This window comes from Pedobacter sp. SYSU D00535 (assembly GCF_017355855.1).
Classification (GTDB): Bacteria; Bacteroidota; Bacteroidia; order Sphingobacteriales; family Sphingobacteriaceae; genus Desertivirga.
On record NZ_JAFEWD010000013.1, the window covers coordinates 104,585 to 120,291 of the forward strand.

The 15,707-nt window shown below is 45.6% G+C and carries 15 protein-coding genes; 8 read left to right on the forward strand and 7 right to left on the reverse strand.

The features are described from left to right. Positions 1-820: 820 nt before the first annotated feature. The 3 genes from J4N23_RS19105 to J4N23_RS19115 all read left to right on the forward strand — a co-directional run bounded on the left by J4N23_RS19105 (position 821) and on the right by J4N23_RS19115 (position 4,204). Positions 821-1,669 carry a hypothetical protein gene (locus tag J4N23_RS19105; RefSeq protein WP_207429444.1) on the forward strand — a complete coding sequence of 283 codons (849 nt, stop codon included), beginning with the start codon at positions 821-823 and terminating at the stop codon, positions 1,667-1,669. Between the two features lie 175 nt (positions 1,670-1,844). Next, a complete protein-coding gene (locus J4N23_RS19110) occupies positions 1,845-2,213 on the forward strand; it encodes a DUF1801 domain-containing protein (protein ID WP_207429445.1) in 369 nt (122 codons plus the stop codon). Between the two features lie 194 nt (positions 2,214-2,407). After that, positions 2,408-4,204: a mechanosensitive ion channel family protein gene (locus J4N23_RS19115; protein WP_370527299.1), complete on the forward strand. Its 1,797-nt coding sequence runs from the start codon at positions 2,408-2,410 to the stop codon at positions 4,202-4,204. Between the two features lie 65 nt (positions 4,205-4,269). Here J4N23_RS19115 and J4N23_RS19120 read toward each other — a convergent pair whose 3' ends face one another. After that, positions 4,270-4,851, reverse strand: a complete 582-nt coding sequence (locus J4N23_RS19120; RefSeq protein ID WP_207429446.1) for a TetR/AcrR family transcriptional regulator — start codon at positions 4,849-4,851, stop codon at positions 4,270-4,272. 48 nt (positions 4,852-4,899) lie between these two features. Beyond that, positions 4,900-5,646: an SDR family NAD(P)-dependent oxidoreductase gene (locus J4N23_RS19125; RefSeq protein WP_207429447.1), complete on the reverse strand. Its 747-nt coding sequence runs from the start codon at positions 5,644-5,646 to the stop codon at positions 4,900-4,902. Positions 5,647-5,886: 240 nt separating this feature from the next. Between J4N23_RS19125 and J4N23_RS19130 the strand changes: the two genes are divergently transcribed. The 3 genes from J4N23_RS19130 (at position 5,887) to J4N23_RS19140 (ending at position 8,631) form a co-directional block, all read left to right on the forward strand. After that, positions 5,887-7,245 (forward strand): glycoside hydrolase family 28 protein, encoded by a 1,359-nt coding sequence (locus J4N23_RS19130; RefSeq protein ID WP_207429448.1) that lies wholly within the window; start codon positions 5,887-5,889, stop codon positions 7,243-7,245. Positions 7,246-7,380: 135 nt separating this feature from the next. Then, on the forward strand, positions 7,381-7,536 hold the full coding sequence (locus J4N23_RS19135) for a hypothetical protein (protein ID WP_207429449.1): 156 nt from the start codon (positions 7,381-7,383) through the stop codon (positions 7,534-7,536). Positions 7,537-7,596: 60 nt separating this feature from the next. Next, positions 7,597-8,631 carry a bile acid:sodium symporter family protein gene (locus J4N23_RS19140; RefSeq protein WP_207429450.1) on the forward strand — a complete coding sequence of 345 codons (1,035 nt, stop codon included), beginning with the start codon at positions 7,597-7,599 and terminating at the stop codon, positions 8,629-8,631. 85 nt (positions 8,632-8,716) lie between these two features. Here J4N23_RS19140 and J4N23_RS19145 read toward each other — a convergent pair whose 3' ends face one another. Next, positions 8,717-9,238 (reverse strand): cyclopropane-fatty-acyl-phospholipid synthase family protein, encoded by a 522-nt coding sequence (locus J4N23_RS19145; protein WP_207429451.1) that lies wholly within the window; start codon positions 9,236-9,238, stop codon positions 8,717-8,719. A gap of 7 nt (positions 9,239-9,245) precedes the next feature. Further along, positions 9,246-10,640: an APC family permease gene (locus tag J4N23_RS19150; RefSeq protein WP_207429452.1), complete on the reverse strand. Its 1,395-nt coding sequence runs from the start codon at positions 10,638-10,640 to the stop codon at positions 9,246-9,248. 405 nt (positions 10,641-11,045) lie between these two features. Here J4N23_RS19150 and J4N23_RS19155 point away from each other — a divergent pair, with 405 nt between their 5' ends. Next, a complete protein-coding gene (locus tag J4N23_RS19155) occupies positions 11,046-11,726 on the forward strand; it encodes a helix-turn-helix transcriptional regulator (protein WP_207429453.1) in 681 nt (226 codons plus the stop codon). A gap of 127 nt (positions 11,727-11,853) precedes the next feature. Here J4N23_RS19155 and J4N23_RS19160 read toward each other — a convergent pair whose 3' ends face one another. Beyond that, positions 11,854-12,216 carry a hypothetical protein gene (locus J4N23_RS19160; RefSeq protein ID WP_207429454.1) on the reverse strand — a complete coding sequence of 121 codons (363 nt, stop codon included), beginning with the start codon at positions 12,214-12,216 and terminating at the stop codon, positions 11,854-11,856. A gap of 89 nt (positions 12,217-12,305) precedes the next feature. On the opposite strand from J4N23_RS19160, the gene J4N23_RS19165 reads away from it, so the two are divergent. Next, positions 12,306-12,866 carry a GNAT family N-acetyltransferase gene (locus tag J4N23_RS19165; protein ID WP_207429455.1) on the forward strand — a complete coding sequence of 187 codons (561 nt, stop codon included), beginning with the start codon at positions 12,306-12,308 and terminating at the stop codon, positions 12,864-12,866. A 376-nt stretch (positions 12,867-13,242) separates the two neighbouring features. Here the strand turns inward: J4N23_RS19165 and J4N23_RS19170 are convergent, their stop codons facing one another. Then, on the reverse strand, positions 13,243-13,995 hold the full coding sequence (locus J4N23_RS19170; protein WP_207429456.1) for a TIGR03915 family putative DNA repair protein: 753 nt from the start codon (positions 13,993-13,995) through the stop codon (positions 13,243-13,245). Beyond that, a complete protein-coding gene (locus J4N23_RS19175; protein ID WP_207429457.1) occupies positions 13,995-15,248 on the reverse strand; it encodes a putative DNA modification/repair radical SAM protein in 1,254 nt (417 codons plus the stop codon). The genes J4N23_RS19170 and J4N23_RS19175 overlap by 1 nt, the downstream gene beginning before the upstream one ends. Positions 15,249-15,707: the final 459 nt, after the last annotated feature.

Consider the following 15,707-nt stretch of genomic DNA (forward strand, 5'->3'; position numbering starts at 1 on the left):
CTTTGTTTAGTGCAGCGATAAAATGCGGGTAGACCATCGAAGAAAGTATGAAAACGAGTTGCTGAGAAAGAAATTGGAGACTGAGGCTGAGAAACATATGAAAGAACAGCATTGAACGAGGTCGCCTTTGATCAAGCTCATCTGGTCAGAGCTCCCCTGGCTAATGTTCTGGGACTGGTTTCGCTCATAGAGCAAATGGAAATGTCTGATGAGCTGAGGAACGTTGTGTCAATGTTACGGCAAAGTTCCGAGCAGCTCGACAAGGAGGTCAGATCGATTGTGAAAAAAGCAAACCGCGGGCAGTAATACACCCGCTACAGGACGGTACGGCTTTGAAGTCGGGCAGTATCAAGTCGCAGAAGAAATACAGCGACTGCCAGCAGGATAAGTGTGATAGATCTTTATTCCTCAGAAAGCATAGCCGAAGGCGATATAGGGCCAATAGGGGATAAAACTATCTTTTGTAAAAATTGGCGATACACCGGCCCTGAATAGCAGACCTCCGCTTATTGGTTGCTTTCTGTAACCCAATGTCATTGTGCCATACACTTACTCGTTCACTGCCTCTTTGTTGTACTTGTTTTTATACTCGAGGGGCGACAATCCAGTTATCTTTCTGAATACTTTTAGATCGCAGAACCTACTTCGTACCACCCAATGCCAGAGAGGGTGGTCTTAATGATCAGTTGATTGAGAAGTGGAAGCTTCCGGTTAAATAGGAGGAATGCGGATTTGCTAAAGGTTCTGACAAAACAATAAGTGGAATAGAAATCATGTAACTGTGCATAGTAGTTCACAGATTAATTCAGATATTTAACTCATGAAATTAACCAGAACCGTATCGATTTTTGTGCTCGCCGCCGTTTTCAGCCTTTCAGCCTTTTCGCAAAAACAGGTGGACTTTCGGATGAAGTTTTTACCCAATAAAACGTACACCACCGAGATGGTGAACGATATGAAAATGGAGATGGACTTTCTCGGTGATACCGCAAAACGGAATCAAATGTTATCGAATGGGCTAGAGCTTCCCATGCAAATGGACATGCTTCAGGAGATGAGCCTTTCTACCCAAACCGGCCAACTAACTGCTGACAGGCGGATTCCACTGACCATCAGCTACAATAAGATGGATGTAACAATGAACATGCAGGGAAAGGAAATGAAACAACCGAATCAGTTTAGCGGTCTGAAGATTAAGGGTTATGCCACCGAAAGCGGCAAATTGAGTGTTGAAGCGATAGAGGGCAGTTCTTCTGCTGAGATGAAAGAGGCGATAGAGAAAATGGTTTCTCAGTTGCTAAATGCTGTTCAGTTTCCCGATAAACCGATGAAGCAGGGAGATACTTTTACCCAGGAGTTGCCCATGATTGTACCAGCCGGAGCCAACAGCTTGAACCTGGTGGTTAAGATTAATTATACCTTGAAAGAAGTCAAAGAAAAGCAGGCTTTTTTTGACTATACCCAGGCTATTACTTTGGATATGAAAGCAGAGCAGGCTAATTCGACTGCAACAGGCTCTGGTACTGGTAAAATGATCTATGATATTCCTTTAAATTATATTACAGATACTACTAGCGACATGATTTTAAACATGAGCATGGCCGTGGGAGATGTAAAAATGAAAATAAATGCGACCGCTAAGTCTACGGTTAAAGCAAAGGTTCTGTAACACAAGCATCTCGTCTTAACTCCATATCTGGTACTATACCTGCAAATATAAAACCATTTGGTTACATAATTATGCAGCCAAAAAAATTAGAATAAGGAGGCTGGTAAACGAGTAAATTTACTTTAAATCGAATCAAGGTTATAGACGGCATGCAGGCTTATCAACCTATTTTACTATGATCGAGGAACTTCATAATTTCTATTTTAAAAAGGAAGAACCGGTGAGGAGTTGCCTGCTTGCCTTGCGAACCTTGATTCTGGATCAGGACATGAACATTACAGAAACTCGAAAGTATGGGATGCCATGTTTTTGCTATCGTGGAAAGCACTTTTGCTATTTGTGGACCGATAAAAACACCGGGGAACCCTATGTTCTGATGGTGGAGGGGAAGTATCTTGAAGATCCGGAGTTGGAACAAGGGAGCCGCTCGCGGATGAAAATTTTGAGAGTTAATTCGAAAACAGATTTACATTTTAAAACTATCGTCCGGATTTTGCAATCATCACTCGATCTATACAGAAAGGGAATCGTGAAGATAAAGTAACGTTATTTCTGTTTGCAATGTCCTCAACCCAAGGGGAAGCTTTTTGATTGTTAAAGTATTTCTTATTCGAAAAAGACTCCTTTTTGAAACAGCAAGGCCGTGGAAGCTGTTCCATGAGCAATTGATACAGGATGGCAAGCTGAGCTCTACACCTTGCCCATCGCCAATCGTGTGGAACATTAAACATTAGATCTGTGAAGAATTTTTTTCGTAGGATAATTACCCCCTACTGCTTGTTAAGTTTCTTTTTATTCGCTTTTGCCGCCGATACCATGGGGCAGGCAGAATTGCTATCAAATGATACCAGCAGTTCTGCTAATGCTGAGCCTGCCTGGTTACCCGATTCCCTCGGTCGCCGCACTCCCAGGGGAGCGGTAGAGGGTTTTATTGCAGCGGTAGCTTCAGAAAACTATGCCCGGGCTTCTATGTACCTGCGAATCGATTCTGCATTAAAAAGAAATCAGAACAGGGAGGCACTGGCTCGTTCTCTTCAACGACTGCTCGATAACAGCGGGCATATCCTGCCTTATTCAATGATTAGTGATGATCCTGCAGGAGCAGATGACGACAATCTGGGTCCCAGCCTCGAGAAGGTGGGAACAGCCTCTATAAACAACGAGGAATTTGATATCTTACTGGAAAAAACACAAGACACGACGGGTGCGCCAGTTTGGCTGGTCTCCTCAGAAACTATCCAGCGAGTACCTCTTCTAGTGGAGGAAGCTCCTATAGCTCCGTTCATCGATCGTATTTCACCACCCGTTCTCGATCGAACTAAATGGGGAGGGGTGCCAGTTTCTCATTGGCTGGGCGCCATTCTGCTATTGCTTATCGCTTATCTTTTAGCCTGGGGCATTACCCATCTTGCACTCTTTCTAATTCCTTTTTTTTATCCCAAAGCCAAAGTTGAACCAACTGCAGGCATTATTAAAGCCTTTGCGCTCCCTATAAGGATTTATATCACGATTTGGTTGTTTTCCGCAGGGATGCAAGAGTCCGGGATCTCCATTATTTTACGTCAGGGATCAAGCAACATTATGGTAATTGTGGCCATCATTGCTGTAATGCTGTTGCTGTGGCAGCTACTCGGGGTCACTACCCGATTCTTCGAGCGACGCCTATCACACCATCAAAATCAGGCGGGCGTCTCCGCTATACTTTTTTTACGAAGGACAGCAAAAGTAGCACTGATCGTTTTGGCTATTATTCTTGTGCTCGACACACTGGGTTTTGACGTGACTACAGGCTTAGCGGCCCTGGGGATAGGTGGTATTGCCCTGGCTTTGGGAGCACAGAAAACTGTAGAAAACTTTGTCGGGAGTGTTACACTCATTGCCGACCAGCCCATCAGGGTGGGCGACTATTGCAAGGTTGGAGATATATCCGGTACTGTTGAACAAATTGGGATGCGATCTACCCGTATCCGCACCATTAATCGCACGATGGTAACCATTCCCAACGGAGATTTTTCGTCCGAGAAAATTGAGACCTTTGCTACGCGTGATCAGTTCCTGTTCAATCCCAGCTTCAGGCTGCGATTTGAAACCAACCCCGAACAAATCCGCTACCTGCTGGTGGAATTGCGTAGCATTTTGTACGCTCATCCTAAGGTAGACCCTTCCCCCGCCCGGGTGCGTTTTGTGGAAATTGGAGCGGATGCGCTGAAGCTGGAAGTTTATGCGTACATCAAGGCGCTTGATTTCGACGAGTTTCTCGAGATTCAGGAAGATTTGCTTTTACGGATGATGGACGTAGTAGGTGCCAGCGGAACTGCCTTTGCTCTGCCCTCGCAGCTTGTTTACCTGAGCCGGGATGAGGAGCTGCCGGAAGAAAGAAAGGCCGAAGTCGAAGCCCAGGTGGAGAAATGGCGCGCTGCCGGAGAAATCCAGATACCAAAGTTTGATCCTGACCGAATTGACGAGTTGAAGGGCTCACTTGAGTATCCTGCAAAAGGATCTGCACAGGGCAAGGGTAAGCAATCGAATATTTGATTAGGAAGACTCATACGAACTCTCAGTGAATAAAAACGATTGCTTTATTCACTGAGAAGTTGTCTCTAGTCCAGAACAGACAAAGCAAGTTCGACGGTAGCAGATAAGGAAGCTTTGGTAGGGTTTACTTTTGACGAGACTTTCAGGCCGTTGAAGAACGTAACCAGATAGGCGGCAGTAGCCTGGATATCTTTACTGCTGTTAATCTCCCCTGATTCTTGACCTCGTTTCAAATACTCAGTCAAAATGGCTTCAAAGTTTACTTTATTCAGGGATAGAAGGCTTCCAATTTCCTCGTCGCTAGGCATCAGTTCTGTTGAGGTATTTACCACCAGGCAGCCTTTGCGCTCAGGGTCCGCAACTGCCTGCTCAATAGCTATGCTAAACAAGGTCCGGATACCTTCCTTTACCGAGGAGGAGGTGCTAAGTAGCGCGTTCAGCGCCCGGGTGTTTTCCTCGACGTATCTACTGACGGCTTTTTGAAACAGCTGCTTCTTGCCTCCGAACGTATCATACAAGCTGGCTCTGTTGATACCCAGGTGCTTAACTATATCATCAATCGAAGTTGCATTGTAGCCCTGGCACCAGAAAATGTGTACCGCTTTCTGCAATACTTCGTCCTCGTCGAATTGCTTATTTCTTGCCATTCCGCTCCTGTAAATGTCTCAAAAATACACTTTAGAACTATAAGTGCATCAGGTTTTAATGAGCATCCCACCATCAATATTAAACTCGCCCCCCGTTATGAAGCTGGCAGAACTGGAAGCAAGGAAGGTCACTAATTCAGCTATGTCCGTTGGCTCTCCCAGTTTACCGAGGGGGATTTGAGATTTTGCATGATCTTTTATAAGTGCGGTCTGCTCCTCAGGAAAACCGAGTTTCTGAAAGATAGGCGTACTTGTTGGTCCGGGATTAACAGCGTTGATTCGTATATTCCTTTTCGAAAGCTCGATAGCGGCGGTTCTCACGTAACTGTTCAGGGCGGCCTTCGATGCTGAATAAATAGCCAAATTGGGTGATCCGGTGTATGCAGCGATAGAAGATAGAGCAATTATTGCCGCTCCATCTTTTAAAACTGGTAGAAATTTTTCGGTAGTGAACACAGCGCCTTTAAAATTGATATCCATTAGGTCGTCGAAGTTTTGCTCGCTAATTGCACCTACCGGTTCAAGCACGAAAATTCCCGCATTTACAAACAATACATCAACCTGTCCATAGGCTCCCTGCACCTGTTCTACAAGGCTGTCCAGTTGCGAAAGGTCGGCCACATCCGCGACCACACCATTAACTCCCAATTTGGAGGCTGCCTCCTCAACCTTCTCGGCAGAGCGTCCTGTAATAATAACCTGGGCGCCTTGCTCCTTAAACGCCTTGGCCGTTGCGAACCCGATGCCGCTATTGCCACCTGTGATAACTACGGTTTGTCCTTGAAATCTTTTCATCATGTAATATTGGAATGATTGTTCCAAAAGTACAAATTGGAATGATTGTTCCAAAATTATTTCGCCTTATTTATGATATAGGAGAACCTAATGAAAGAGATAGAGTGAAGACATCAGGTGAGCAACGATGTTATTACACATCATTCTCCGACGATACTTTCTCATTTTATAAATTTGGCCGATATTTAGCAACGGAATTAAAAATATTCCTTAACCAATTTAGACAAGAAGAAGAACTTAATGATTACGCAAAAACTGAGGCTTGCACTGCTGCTTATTGTTTCCATTACGCTGAACTTTACAGCTTTGGCAAAGGAAGTATTTCCGGATGGAACACCGATACCAGAATGGTTCCGCCAAAACAAACCGACGGACATCAACAAATTGGGGAAACACTACCGGATCACAGATTTCAACGTTGTTAACGACAGTACCGTTATCCAGACGAAACTTCTGCAGGCTGTGATCGACAGAGCGCATGAGAACGGCGGTGGCGTAGTGATTATTCCAAAAGGAACTTTTCTTAGCGGCTCGCTGTTTTTCAAAAAGGGTACGCATTTGCATCTGGAAGAAGGCGGCCGTCTGAAAGGCAGCGATGATATCAGCAACTTTCCCCTGGTGATGACGCGTATGGAGGGGCAAACCCTGAAATACTTTGCTGCACTGGTAAATGCGGATGGCCTTGACGGCTTTACAATATCCGGCAAAGGAACTATTGATGGCAATGGACTGCGCTACTGGAGGTCTTTCTGGCTTAGACGCGCTTTTAATCCAAATTGTACTAATATGGATGAGATGAGACCCAGGCTTGTGTATATATCCAATTGTAAAAATGTTCAGCTTTCGGGAGTGAGGTTGATAAACTCCCCATTTTGGACTACACATTTGTATAAATCAGAAAATGTAAAGCTCTTGGACCTGTACATTTACTCGCCTAAAGAACCCGTAAAAGCTCCGAGTACGGACGCTGTTGATATTGATGCCTGTAAGAATGTTCTGATTAAAAACTGCTATATGTCTGTAAACGATGACGCTGTAGCGCTTAAAGGCGGTAAAGGTCCTCGTGCCGATAAGGATCCTAATAACGGAGCTAATCATAATATTATCATTGAAGACTGCACTTATGGATTCTGTCATGGTGCGCTGACTTTCGGAAGTGAGTCGCTCCACGATCGCAATATTATTCTGAGACGCATCAAAGTGAACCATGCGGAGCGCCTGCTTTGGCTGAAGATGCGGCCGGACACTCCTCAAAATTACGAGTATGTGTTGGTAGAAGACATCGAAGGCCACGATATTGGCAACTTCATTTTCATTCGGCCCTGGACCCAGTTCTTCGACCTGAAAGGAGAGGAAGTATCAGGAACATCAACAAGTCACCATATTACTATGCGTAATATAAAGTTGGATTGCGAAAACTTTTTTAACGTGGGAGCGGCGAAAGAAGTCAAGCCTTCTAAAGGCTTCGGTTACAAGTTATCAGACTTTAGGTTCGAGAACATCGACGTGACGGCGAAAAAGTTTGTAGATATAAACACGTCTATTATAGATAACTTCCAACTAAAGAACGTGGTTGTGAACAAGAAGAAAGTCTTCTAGGAACGGCTAACCAGTAGAGGATAGAGATCTTACTATACAGGTCGTGGCCTAGTGCTGCGACCTTTTCTTTTTACAATCTTTTTCTTTTACTTCCTTGTTAAACAAAGAAAAACTATGAAAAAGATATGATTTGTAATGCTTTCCCATAACTACCGTCTGAAGAAAGAACAGTATCCTGCAACAATTGCCGCAGGGCTTGCAAGAGATTACTCGAGGCCTGGGATGGTTACCTACGAGGTGGATTTGGACGGGAAGCCGGATTATAAGCTAGTGCTTTTGTCAGCCAAGTAGAGTACCTGTTGGATTTTAAATACAAAAAGGCGTGCGTAAACAGGCACCCATAAATAACGAATGAATACGAAAACGCTTGCAGGCTTAGGAGGCATCTCTGCTTTTCTTAAAAAAATCGGGTTTGATTACTTTATCGCAGGTATTCTGGTGATGATTCTGCTGGCCCGCTTGTGGCCCGAGGGAGGGCTGGAAACTTCGCCTTTGGCTCTGCCCCAGATTGCAAGCTGGGGAGTAACACTTATTTTCTTTTTTTACGGACTGCGCTTGAGTAAAGCCAAACTGGTGTCAGGCCTGACGAACTGGAAGCTGCATATTCTGGTACAACTGAGCACATTTCTGCTGTTTCCGCTACTGATTCTACTGGTAAAGCCGTTTTTCAGAGGGGATGAATATTTATGGCTTGGAACCTTCTTTCTCGCAAGTCTTCCATCCACGGTCTCCTCTTCCGTGGTGATGGTTTCTGTAGCAGGTGGTAACCTGCCGGGTGCTATTTTCAACGCAAGTATTTCAGGGATACTTGGTATTTTCCTCACTCCAGTCTGGATGAGTATCGCTCTACAGCAAGAGAACGGCGCCAGCAACCTCCCTGACGTTATCACTAAACTGACTGTTCAGGTGCTGATCCCCGTTATACTCGGGTTTCTGTTGAATAAAAAGTGGGGTGGGTTTGCTGAGCGAAACAAACAACGTTTAAAGTACTATGATCAGAGCATTATTCTCATCATCGTATACACGTCTTTTGCAGAATCCTTCTCCCAGAATCTTTTTGAAAACCTGAAGTTTCATGAACTCCTCTTTCTTGCTGTCGCGATGGCTGGGCTGTTTTTCCTGGTGTTTTATCTTATTTCGGTACTGTCGAGGCTGCTCAAATTTTCTCAGGAAGATCGTATTACCGCTATTTTTTGCGGTTCCAAGAAGTCGCTTGTTCATGGGACAGTGATGTCGAAAGCCTTGTTTAGCGACAGTAACGCTACGGGGCTGGTGTTGCTCCCGCTGATGCTGTATCATGCTATGCAACTTTGCTTTGCGGCCATCATCGCTCAAAGGTGGTCCAGAGGCTCTAAGGAGGTGTCGCCTCAAGCTCAGTCGAAGTAGAGTTGTTCGTCGGATAGATTCTTACTATTAGCAGTGAGAGTGAAAAAAAGGCGCACCGAAGGTGCGCCTTTAAGTATTCCTAGGATTATTTGTTCGGCACGATCCACAGATAAATCATCTTTCCATCTACTTCCCGTGTTTGGTCTGGCTTCCAGTCGCCCATATCAAAAGCGTGAGATACGATCCTGGACCCAGGTTTTAATTGCTTCAGCAATAGTGGCCTAAGCTGCATGTTTACGCTGGGTAGCAGGTAGAGGGTGACTACTGATGCCTGCCTCAGGTCTGTCTTGAACAAATCTCCCTCCACAAATCTTACCTTATCAGTCACGTTTGCTTCTTTCGCGTTTTGGTTTGCTTCTTTAATTCGCTCGGGATTGTTGTCGACGCCCGTACCCCTGGTTCCGTAGGTTTTTGCCGCAGTGATGACTATACGTCCGTCTCCGCACCCCAGGTCAAACAGCACGTCGTTGCTTGTTACTTTTGCAAGTTTAAGCATGGCGTCCACCACATTTTGCGGGGTGGGGACATAGGGAACCTGGGCCAGAGCATCTGCTTTTGCAAAGATCAGTAACAGAACGGTCGCAAATAGAATTTTTGATGTTTTCATGGTATTATTATTTATCAGGTAAATGATTTGGTTTTTCCTTTGACTCTCTTTGCTTCAGGAACAGGTAGTAAACCGGCAGCCCGGCAAGCAGTACAGCGAGTCCTACCAGGGCGCCCAAGCCAGTATAAACAATGCTCGAGTAAAGTAGATAGGCGCTGGTGAGGCAGAATATAAGCGGAGTAAGGGGATATAAAGGGACTTTGAATGGCCTTTCTCTTCCGGGTTCTTTACGGCGCAACACAAACACCGACAGTCCTACCAATAAGAAGAAAAACCAGAAAACAGGTGCCGTATATTCTACGATTGTTTCGAAACCGTCACGGGTAAAAAAGCCGAGACTTACCAATGCGAGGGATATGATTCCCTGAATCAAAAAAGCATTAACAGGCGTTGAGTTCTGATAGTTCCAGTTCCCCAGCCACGAGAAGGCTTTGAAGTCGCGGCCAACAGCATAATTGGTGCGGGCACCAGTGAAAATCGTTGCATTTGCAGAGGTTAAGGCGGAGACGGCAACAAGAACTCCCAATAGCAAAGCCCCTCTATTTCCGAAACTCCCTCTCATTACTTCGGTGCCCACTGCTTCACTTTTTGCCATTGCTGCAAGCCCGAGGCTATTTACATAGGCAACGTTTATAAGAAGATAGATGATGGTGATAGCAATAATGCCTATGATCAGCGCCCATACCATCTGTTTGCTGCCTGCCTTCATTTCAGACGACAAATAGGCTGCTTCGTTCCAACCGCCAAAGGTTAGCAGAACTACCACCATTGCCATGCCTATTGAGTTTTCCGTAGTCGCCCCGCTGACACCTTGTGCCTGGGTGGAGGTATCAGCATAAAAAAGGCCCGCTACTGTTACCAATAGCAGGCCAGCTACTTCGAGGCTGGTCAAAAGCTTCTGCGTTCCGCTCCCAAATTGTACCCCTAACACGTTAATGAGTGTAAGGAGAATAATTGCAAGAGCAGCGTAAGCAATAGAAGAATAGGTGCCAATATTGAAAACCTGAGAGGCATAGTCGCCAAAAATGAAGGCGAGTAAGGCTATAGATCCGGTTTGGATAATTGCTATACGAGCCCAAGCAAAAAAGAATGCGGGATCTTTGCCGTATGCTTTTGAAATAAAGTGATAGTCGCCGCCGGTGTTTGGAAAAGCGGTTGTGAGCTCAGCATAGCACAAGGCCCCAATGAGTGAGATCACTCCTCCAGCAATCCAGACAGAGAAAAAAACAGTTTCGTCGGCCGAGTTGGCAGCTACAAGGGAGGGTGTACGAAAAATTCCCGCTCCAATTACAATCCCTATGATTAATGCAATGGCATCGGTTAAGCCTAACTTTTTTTTAGGTTCTATAGGTAGGCTGTCGACTGCTTCGGCAAATGCCTTGGCTTTACTATCCTCAGTCATAGCTGAATTTTAAGGTATAAGTTAAACCCCGGGAACCCGTCACGGTTTTTTAATTGCTATATTCTTTTTTAAATTCTGTTCGGTCGTTCAACCGATTGGCTTCGAATGTGTTGGCCCGAATAAGAAAGGCTGCCGAAGCAGGGCGTTAAAGTATCATTTTTATGAAGGCTGAAGTATGTGAAAAAACTGCCCTATAGATATTTGTTAACGATTTTTTTTCTTTCTATACGCTACATCAAGTTGCCTAAGGAGGCTCAAATAGCTATAATTTTTCCTAATCATCATTTTTCTTTGTAATAAATCTATTTATCCCCTCATCATCCGAGAAAAAATTAAGATAATAGTGGGACTATTCCTTCCTTGATTGATAGAGTTTGAGTTTAACCTGATTATAAAAAGTTGCATATGGATACAACTTATCGCCTTTCTGCAGAATTGATTGAAAAAATCGACCGGTTCGCACCGGAAGCAGAACGGATGCCCGGGGTGGTAATTATTCACAAGGTAGGCGATTTTCCGGTGGTATATATGTCTTCTAATGGTTTAAAAATGCTCGGTGTGACCCTGAATGAGCTACAGGAAATGGGTACTGAGTATTACAGCCGCTTTTTCAATATTGAGGATATGAGTGACTTCATTCCAAAGATGAACCACATGCTTCAAAGCAGGGATCCGGAGGCTACGTTTACCTTTTTCCAGCAGGTGAAGTTCCATGATCGCAAAGAATGGGTCTGGCATGTTGCGAGTACCCGCATCTTTACTTTCGATTCGCAGGGAAATCCGGAACTAACGGTAACTGTTGCAGTGCCTATCGATCAGATGAAACACATCGCTGCCAAAGCGGAACGGCTGCTCAGGGAAAACTTGTTTCTGAAAGAGAATTACCAGCGATTTTCTACACTCGGTGAACGCGAGAAAGAGGTGCTGGCCCTTGTGGCTCAGGGTAAAAGTTCAAAAGAAATCGCCTGCGATCTTCATATTTCCACGGAAACCATCAACACCCACCGCCGGAATATCAAACGCAAATTGAATATCACCACCAATTTTGATTTTACTGAATATGCCCGGGCGTTTGACTTGATTTGAGGATGGAAGCGGGAAGGTCCGGACCCGCCCCCGCTCTATTTGGCTCGATGTGTCATTTTACCACTCCGTCAACCCAGTCTCCTATCAGCTTGAGGGCTGAAGGAGCGAACGTTTCTTCGATTCTCGCCTACTCCTCGAAATTTCCGGTAACGCTGGTTTGGAACAAGTGATTCAAACCCTCGAGCTCTTTCACTGTCACCTGCGTATTTCCCCCCTTTCTGATTGCTTGTTCTATTGCCCTCAGGTTTTCTTTGCTACGAACTTGTACGTCATTACTTCCATTTAAGGCCAGCACCGGGCACTTTACTTTTTCCAGATAGGGTTGAGGATTGAAGCTGATAAAATACCGGAACCAAGGCTGCGCCAGCACTGTTGCTACTGGTTTTAAATCCATGCCTGCTGAAGCCCGATTCTGCTTAGCAACGGCTGCCAGCGCCTTGTCTCCATACTCCACCGAAGCTCGCTTTGTCCTCCGGCAGCTTTGCCTCATCGCTGCTTCTGGGCAATGGTAGCAGGAGAGATGATTGCATCGACATCCCTGCGATGTGTAGCTGGAAAAAGTGCTAGTTTTGCTTTATTATGATCATTAGGAAAGCAAGCTGCCACGATGCTGCTCCTATTGCTGCATGTCTCCTGCTGGCCATGGAGGAGATCATTTACAAATTGACCGGCCTCAACGACCGGCGGCAAGCAGAGAGATTTTTATACCACTTTGCGATGAAGGAAGGCAACCAGTATTCTTTCGAGAACTGCTGGGTTGCGGAACGAGGAACAGAAGTAGTAGCTGCGGTGAACGTGTATGACGGGGCCCTCCTGCGTTCACTACGGCAGCCCATTCTTGACTATCTGAAAAGTGAGTTTAACAGGGATGCACAGCCTGAGGATGAAACAGCAGCCGGCGAGTTTTACATTGATTCGCTGGGCGTAAAACAGGGGTATCAGGGAAAAGGCATTGGAACGGAGATGCTGAAGTTTCTGACGGATGAGTTTGTGACAAGACGACATCAAACGCTCGGCTTATTGGTAGACCCGGGAAACCAATCGGCTAGGAGCTTATACCAGAAGCTTGGCTTCCGGCTTCGGGATCACCTGACGTTTATGGGGAAAGAAATGGAGCACCTTCAGTTAGAGCCGTTTTAATTAGCCGCTCATACACTGTAAAAAAAGGAGAAGTGTTTTCTATTGCTCTGGATAGAAAGATCAACAGCGGTGACCGATTGTACACACTGGTGGATGCATAAGCTGCGAATCGTACAATTCGGCAAAAGTGCAGAGGTTGTTTCGTTGTGTTGAGGCTGATTTTTGCGACAGCGCATCTTGCGTAAAGATGGGAAAGCTACGCTGGTAGGGGAAAAACTAAAAAGGAATGTTTACTCTGCTCTTGTTTTTCCGACGAGTATGAGAGTAATCTAACTGCTGCCCGGAATTGTCCTGTTAATTGTTCAGGATGAAGCTGAGAGGCGGCGGTTGAATTTTGCTCCAGTAACTCTTGACTGATTGCAGAGCAACATGCTTTTCAGGGAGCTTTTTCAGTAAGGTACTTCCAATAGCGGCGGGGCACATGTCTCAAATGCAGTTTCATGTTCTTTCGTTCCTTGATGTTTACATGCTCAAAATAATCTTTCCAAAGCGTTTGATAAGCGGCTTCATCTTCCGAAAAAATGGACGATGCTTCTGTTCCCGAGGAGCCGCGTTCCAATTGGATTTCTTCTACTTCTTCAAGGTCGTAGAAAATCCCGTACTTGCGGCGCAGATCGTAGATTAGCCACTTTTGGTCTGCATATCGTTTTTCAAAATGGGAACGCAGGATGGGGAGGACGTTAAAGTCGGGTTCAATAGTTGCGTAATAGATGCCGTCCGTAGTTAGCTGGAACCGCACAAATGCTTCCATGCGATGCTTCTCCCTGTAAACCATTTTAGCTACCTGACTTACCCTTAAAACGGAGGCCTTAGTAAAAGCCTTTTCAACTCCTTCCCAGGCGAAGGCCAGACGGATATATTCAAAAAGCGTATTCTCTATCATCGGTATTTCTGACAGGAAACAGTGGTAGAGCTGGCGCAGCGCTTGTCCAGACAGCCTTTTTTGAAGACCACTCCAGACCCGTCTCGCCTTTGCTTCCTCGGTAATAATAGTTATCGGCGTGTCTAAAAGACTCGCCTGAAAGCGAAGTTCCGAAGAAATTTGCAGTTCGGTGAGTTTTCTTTCATAGGCCTCGAACACGCAGCTTAAAAAGCCCGGCCAGGTTCCGTCGTAAACAAGAATGGTCATTAAAATAGCTGTAGTTGTGTTACGGCGGCAGAAAAGGTTTTCTTGTCTGAGCCCGAAAGAATAAAATGTCTTATTTGTTTCGCCGATAAATCACGACGCTCAAAATAAGAACTATTGCAGGTGATGAAAAACCGGGCTCGATTCAGTGCTACTCCCAGCTTCTTGAGATGTTCCCAGTTGAGGCGTTGGAAGCGACGGGCCTCCACAATCTTTTTAGCGGAAAGCATACCTATGCCTGGTACTCTCAGGATTAAATGCAGATCGGCGCGGTTGATATCAACAGGAAACTGGTTCAAATTAGATAAAGCCCAGCCCAGTTTAGGGTCGATATCCATGTCGAGGTTGGGTTGCTGATTATGTACGAGTTCATTCACCTGAAAGCCGTAGAATCTCAGGAGCCAGTCGGCCTGATACAAACGGTTTTCCCGGAGGCGGGGCACAGAGGTTCCGAGTCCCGGCAGGCGATGGTCGTTGGAGACGGGTACATAACCTGAATAATAGACCCGTTTCAGGTTGAAATTCTTATAGAGACTGTTTGCCGTAAACATGATGTCCTTGTCCGTCTCCTGCGTGGCACCAATGATCATCTGGCTGCTTTGGCCGGCAGGTGCAAACAGCGGGGCCTTTTTAAATAACTTTTTTTCCGATTGCCGAAGGATGATTTCATTTTTCAAAAAGTTCATCGGTTGAATCATATCTTTCCGGTCCTTTTCGGGAGCCAATAGCTTCAGGCCCTGCTCTGTTGGCACTTCAATGTTTACGCTCAGGCGATCAGCATACAGGCCAGCCTCTTTCATCAGTTCGTCGCTGGCGCCGGGGATGGACTTTAAGTGGATATACCCGTTGAAGTTATGTTCGGTACGCAGTTTCTTAGCTACGCGCACCAGACGCTCCATTGTGTAGTCGGCGTCTTTGAAAATGCCGGAGCTTAAAAACAGTCCTTCAATGTAGTTTCTGCGGTAGAAATTGATGGTAAGATCCACCACCTCCTGCACGGTAAAGGCAGTTCGTTTAATGTCGTTGCTCTTTCTGGTGACGCAGTACGCGCAGTCGTATATGCAGAAGTTCGTGAGCAGGATTTTAAGAAGGGATACGCAACGACCATCTTCGGTATAAGTATGACAAATCCCGTTTCCCGTATCACCCAATCCCTTGTTGGTGTTCTTTCGCGTGCTTCCGCTCGAGGAGCAGGAGACATCATATTTGGCAGCGTCCGCCAGTATTTGCAGCTTCTCTCTTATTCGATCCCACATAATTCAAATTTACTAATTTTTTTAGTATTTCGCGCCGGCTTTTAATTTTTATTAAGCATGGCTTGAAGGTTAAGCGGACGTTGGGGAAAGGCAGGACCTAAGGAGATTCATCGAAGTGGTGACGTTCTAATGTAAACCCGATGGTAGCGAAAAGCCCGGAGCCAATAGGGTAGTGAGCTCGCCGGCGAGGACTTGCAGCGGACAGCGGGACTGCAGGTGATGAGTGTGCCGAAGCTGGTTTCCAAAAACATTTCTTTGAACTGCCAATGGCGATGCTACTCTCCACTTTCTTCTTCTGACCCAGCACTGTCTTTCGACACAACATACTACAAGATTTGGTCAAAATCCTACAATATCGTTTCGTTCTATCCGCCTAGTTTTGGATGAAGCGGCAGTCGCCCTGAGTCGTTTTCCCGAAAAACCAATATCGCGGAACCTGACGAGGAGTAAAACTAACTA

Coding starts and splice junctions, on each gene's coding strand:
- J4N23_RS19175 (WP_207429457.1), bottom strand. CDS start 15,248: ATGTGGGATCGAATAAGAGAGAAGCTGCAAATACTGGCGGACGCTGCC.
- J4N23_RS19110 (WP_207429445.1), top strand. CDS start 1,845: ATGATCGAGGAACTTCATAATTTCTATTTTAAAAAGGAAGAACCGGTG.
- J4N23_RS19130 (WP_207429448.1), top strand. CDS start 5,887: ATGATTACGCAAAAACTGAGGCTTGCACTGCTGCTTATTGTTTCCATT.
- J4N23_RS19105 (WP_207429444.1), top strand. CDS start 821: ATGAAATTAACCAGAACCGTATCGATTTTTGTGCTCGCCGCCGTTTTC.
- J4N23_RS19150 (WP_207429452.1), bottom strand. CDS start 10,640: ATGACTGAGGATAGTAAAGCCAAGGCATTTGCCGAAGCAGTCGACAGC.
- J4N23_RS19140 (WP_207429450.1), top strand. CDS start 7,597: ATGAATACGAAAACGCTTGCAGGCTTAGGAGGCATCTCTGCTTTTCTT.
- J4N23_RS19120 (WP_207429446.1), bottom strand. CDS start 4,851: ATGGCAAGAAATAAGCAATTCGACGAGGACGAAGTATTGCAGAAAGCG.
- J4N23_RS19170 (WP_207429456.1), bottom strand. CDS start 13,995: ATGACCATTCTTGTTTACGACGGAACCTGGCCGGGCTTTTTAAGCTGC.
- J4N23_RS19145 (WP_207429451.1), bottom strand. CDS start 9,238: ATGAAAACATCAAAAATTCTATTTGCGACCGTTCTGTTACTGATCTTT.
- J4N23_RS19135 (WP_207429449.1), top strand. CDS start 7,381: ATGCTTTCCCATAACTACCGTCTGAAGAAAGAACAGTATCCTGCAACA.
- J4N23_RS19125 (WP_207429447.1), bottom strand. CDS start 5,646: ATGAAAAGATTTCAAGGACAAACCGTAGTTATCACAGGTGGCAATAGC.
- J4N23_RS19155 (WP_207429453.1), top strand. CDS start 11,046: ATGGATACAACTTATCGCCTTTCTGCAGAATTGATTGAAAAAATCGAC.
- J4N23_RS19165 (WP_207429455.1), top strand. CDS start 12,306: ATGATCATTAGGAAAGCAAGCTGCCACGATGCTGCTCCTATTGCTGCA.
- J4N23_RS19160 (WP_207429454.1), bottom strand. CDS start 12,216: ATGAGGCAAAGCTGCCGGAGGACAAAGCGAGCTTCGGTGGAGTATGGA.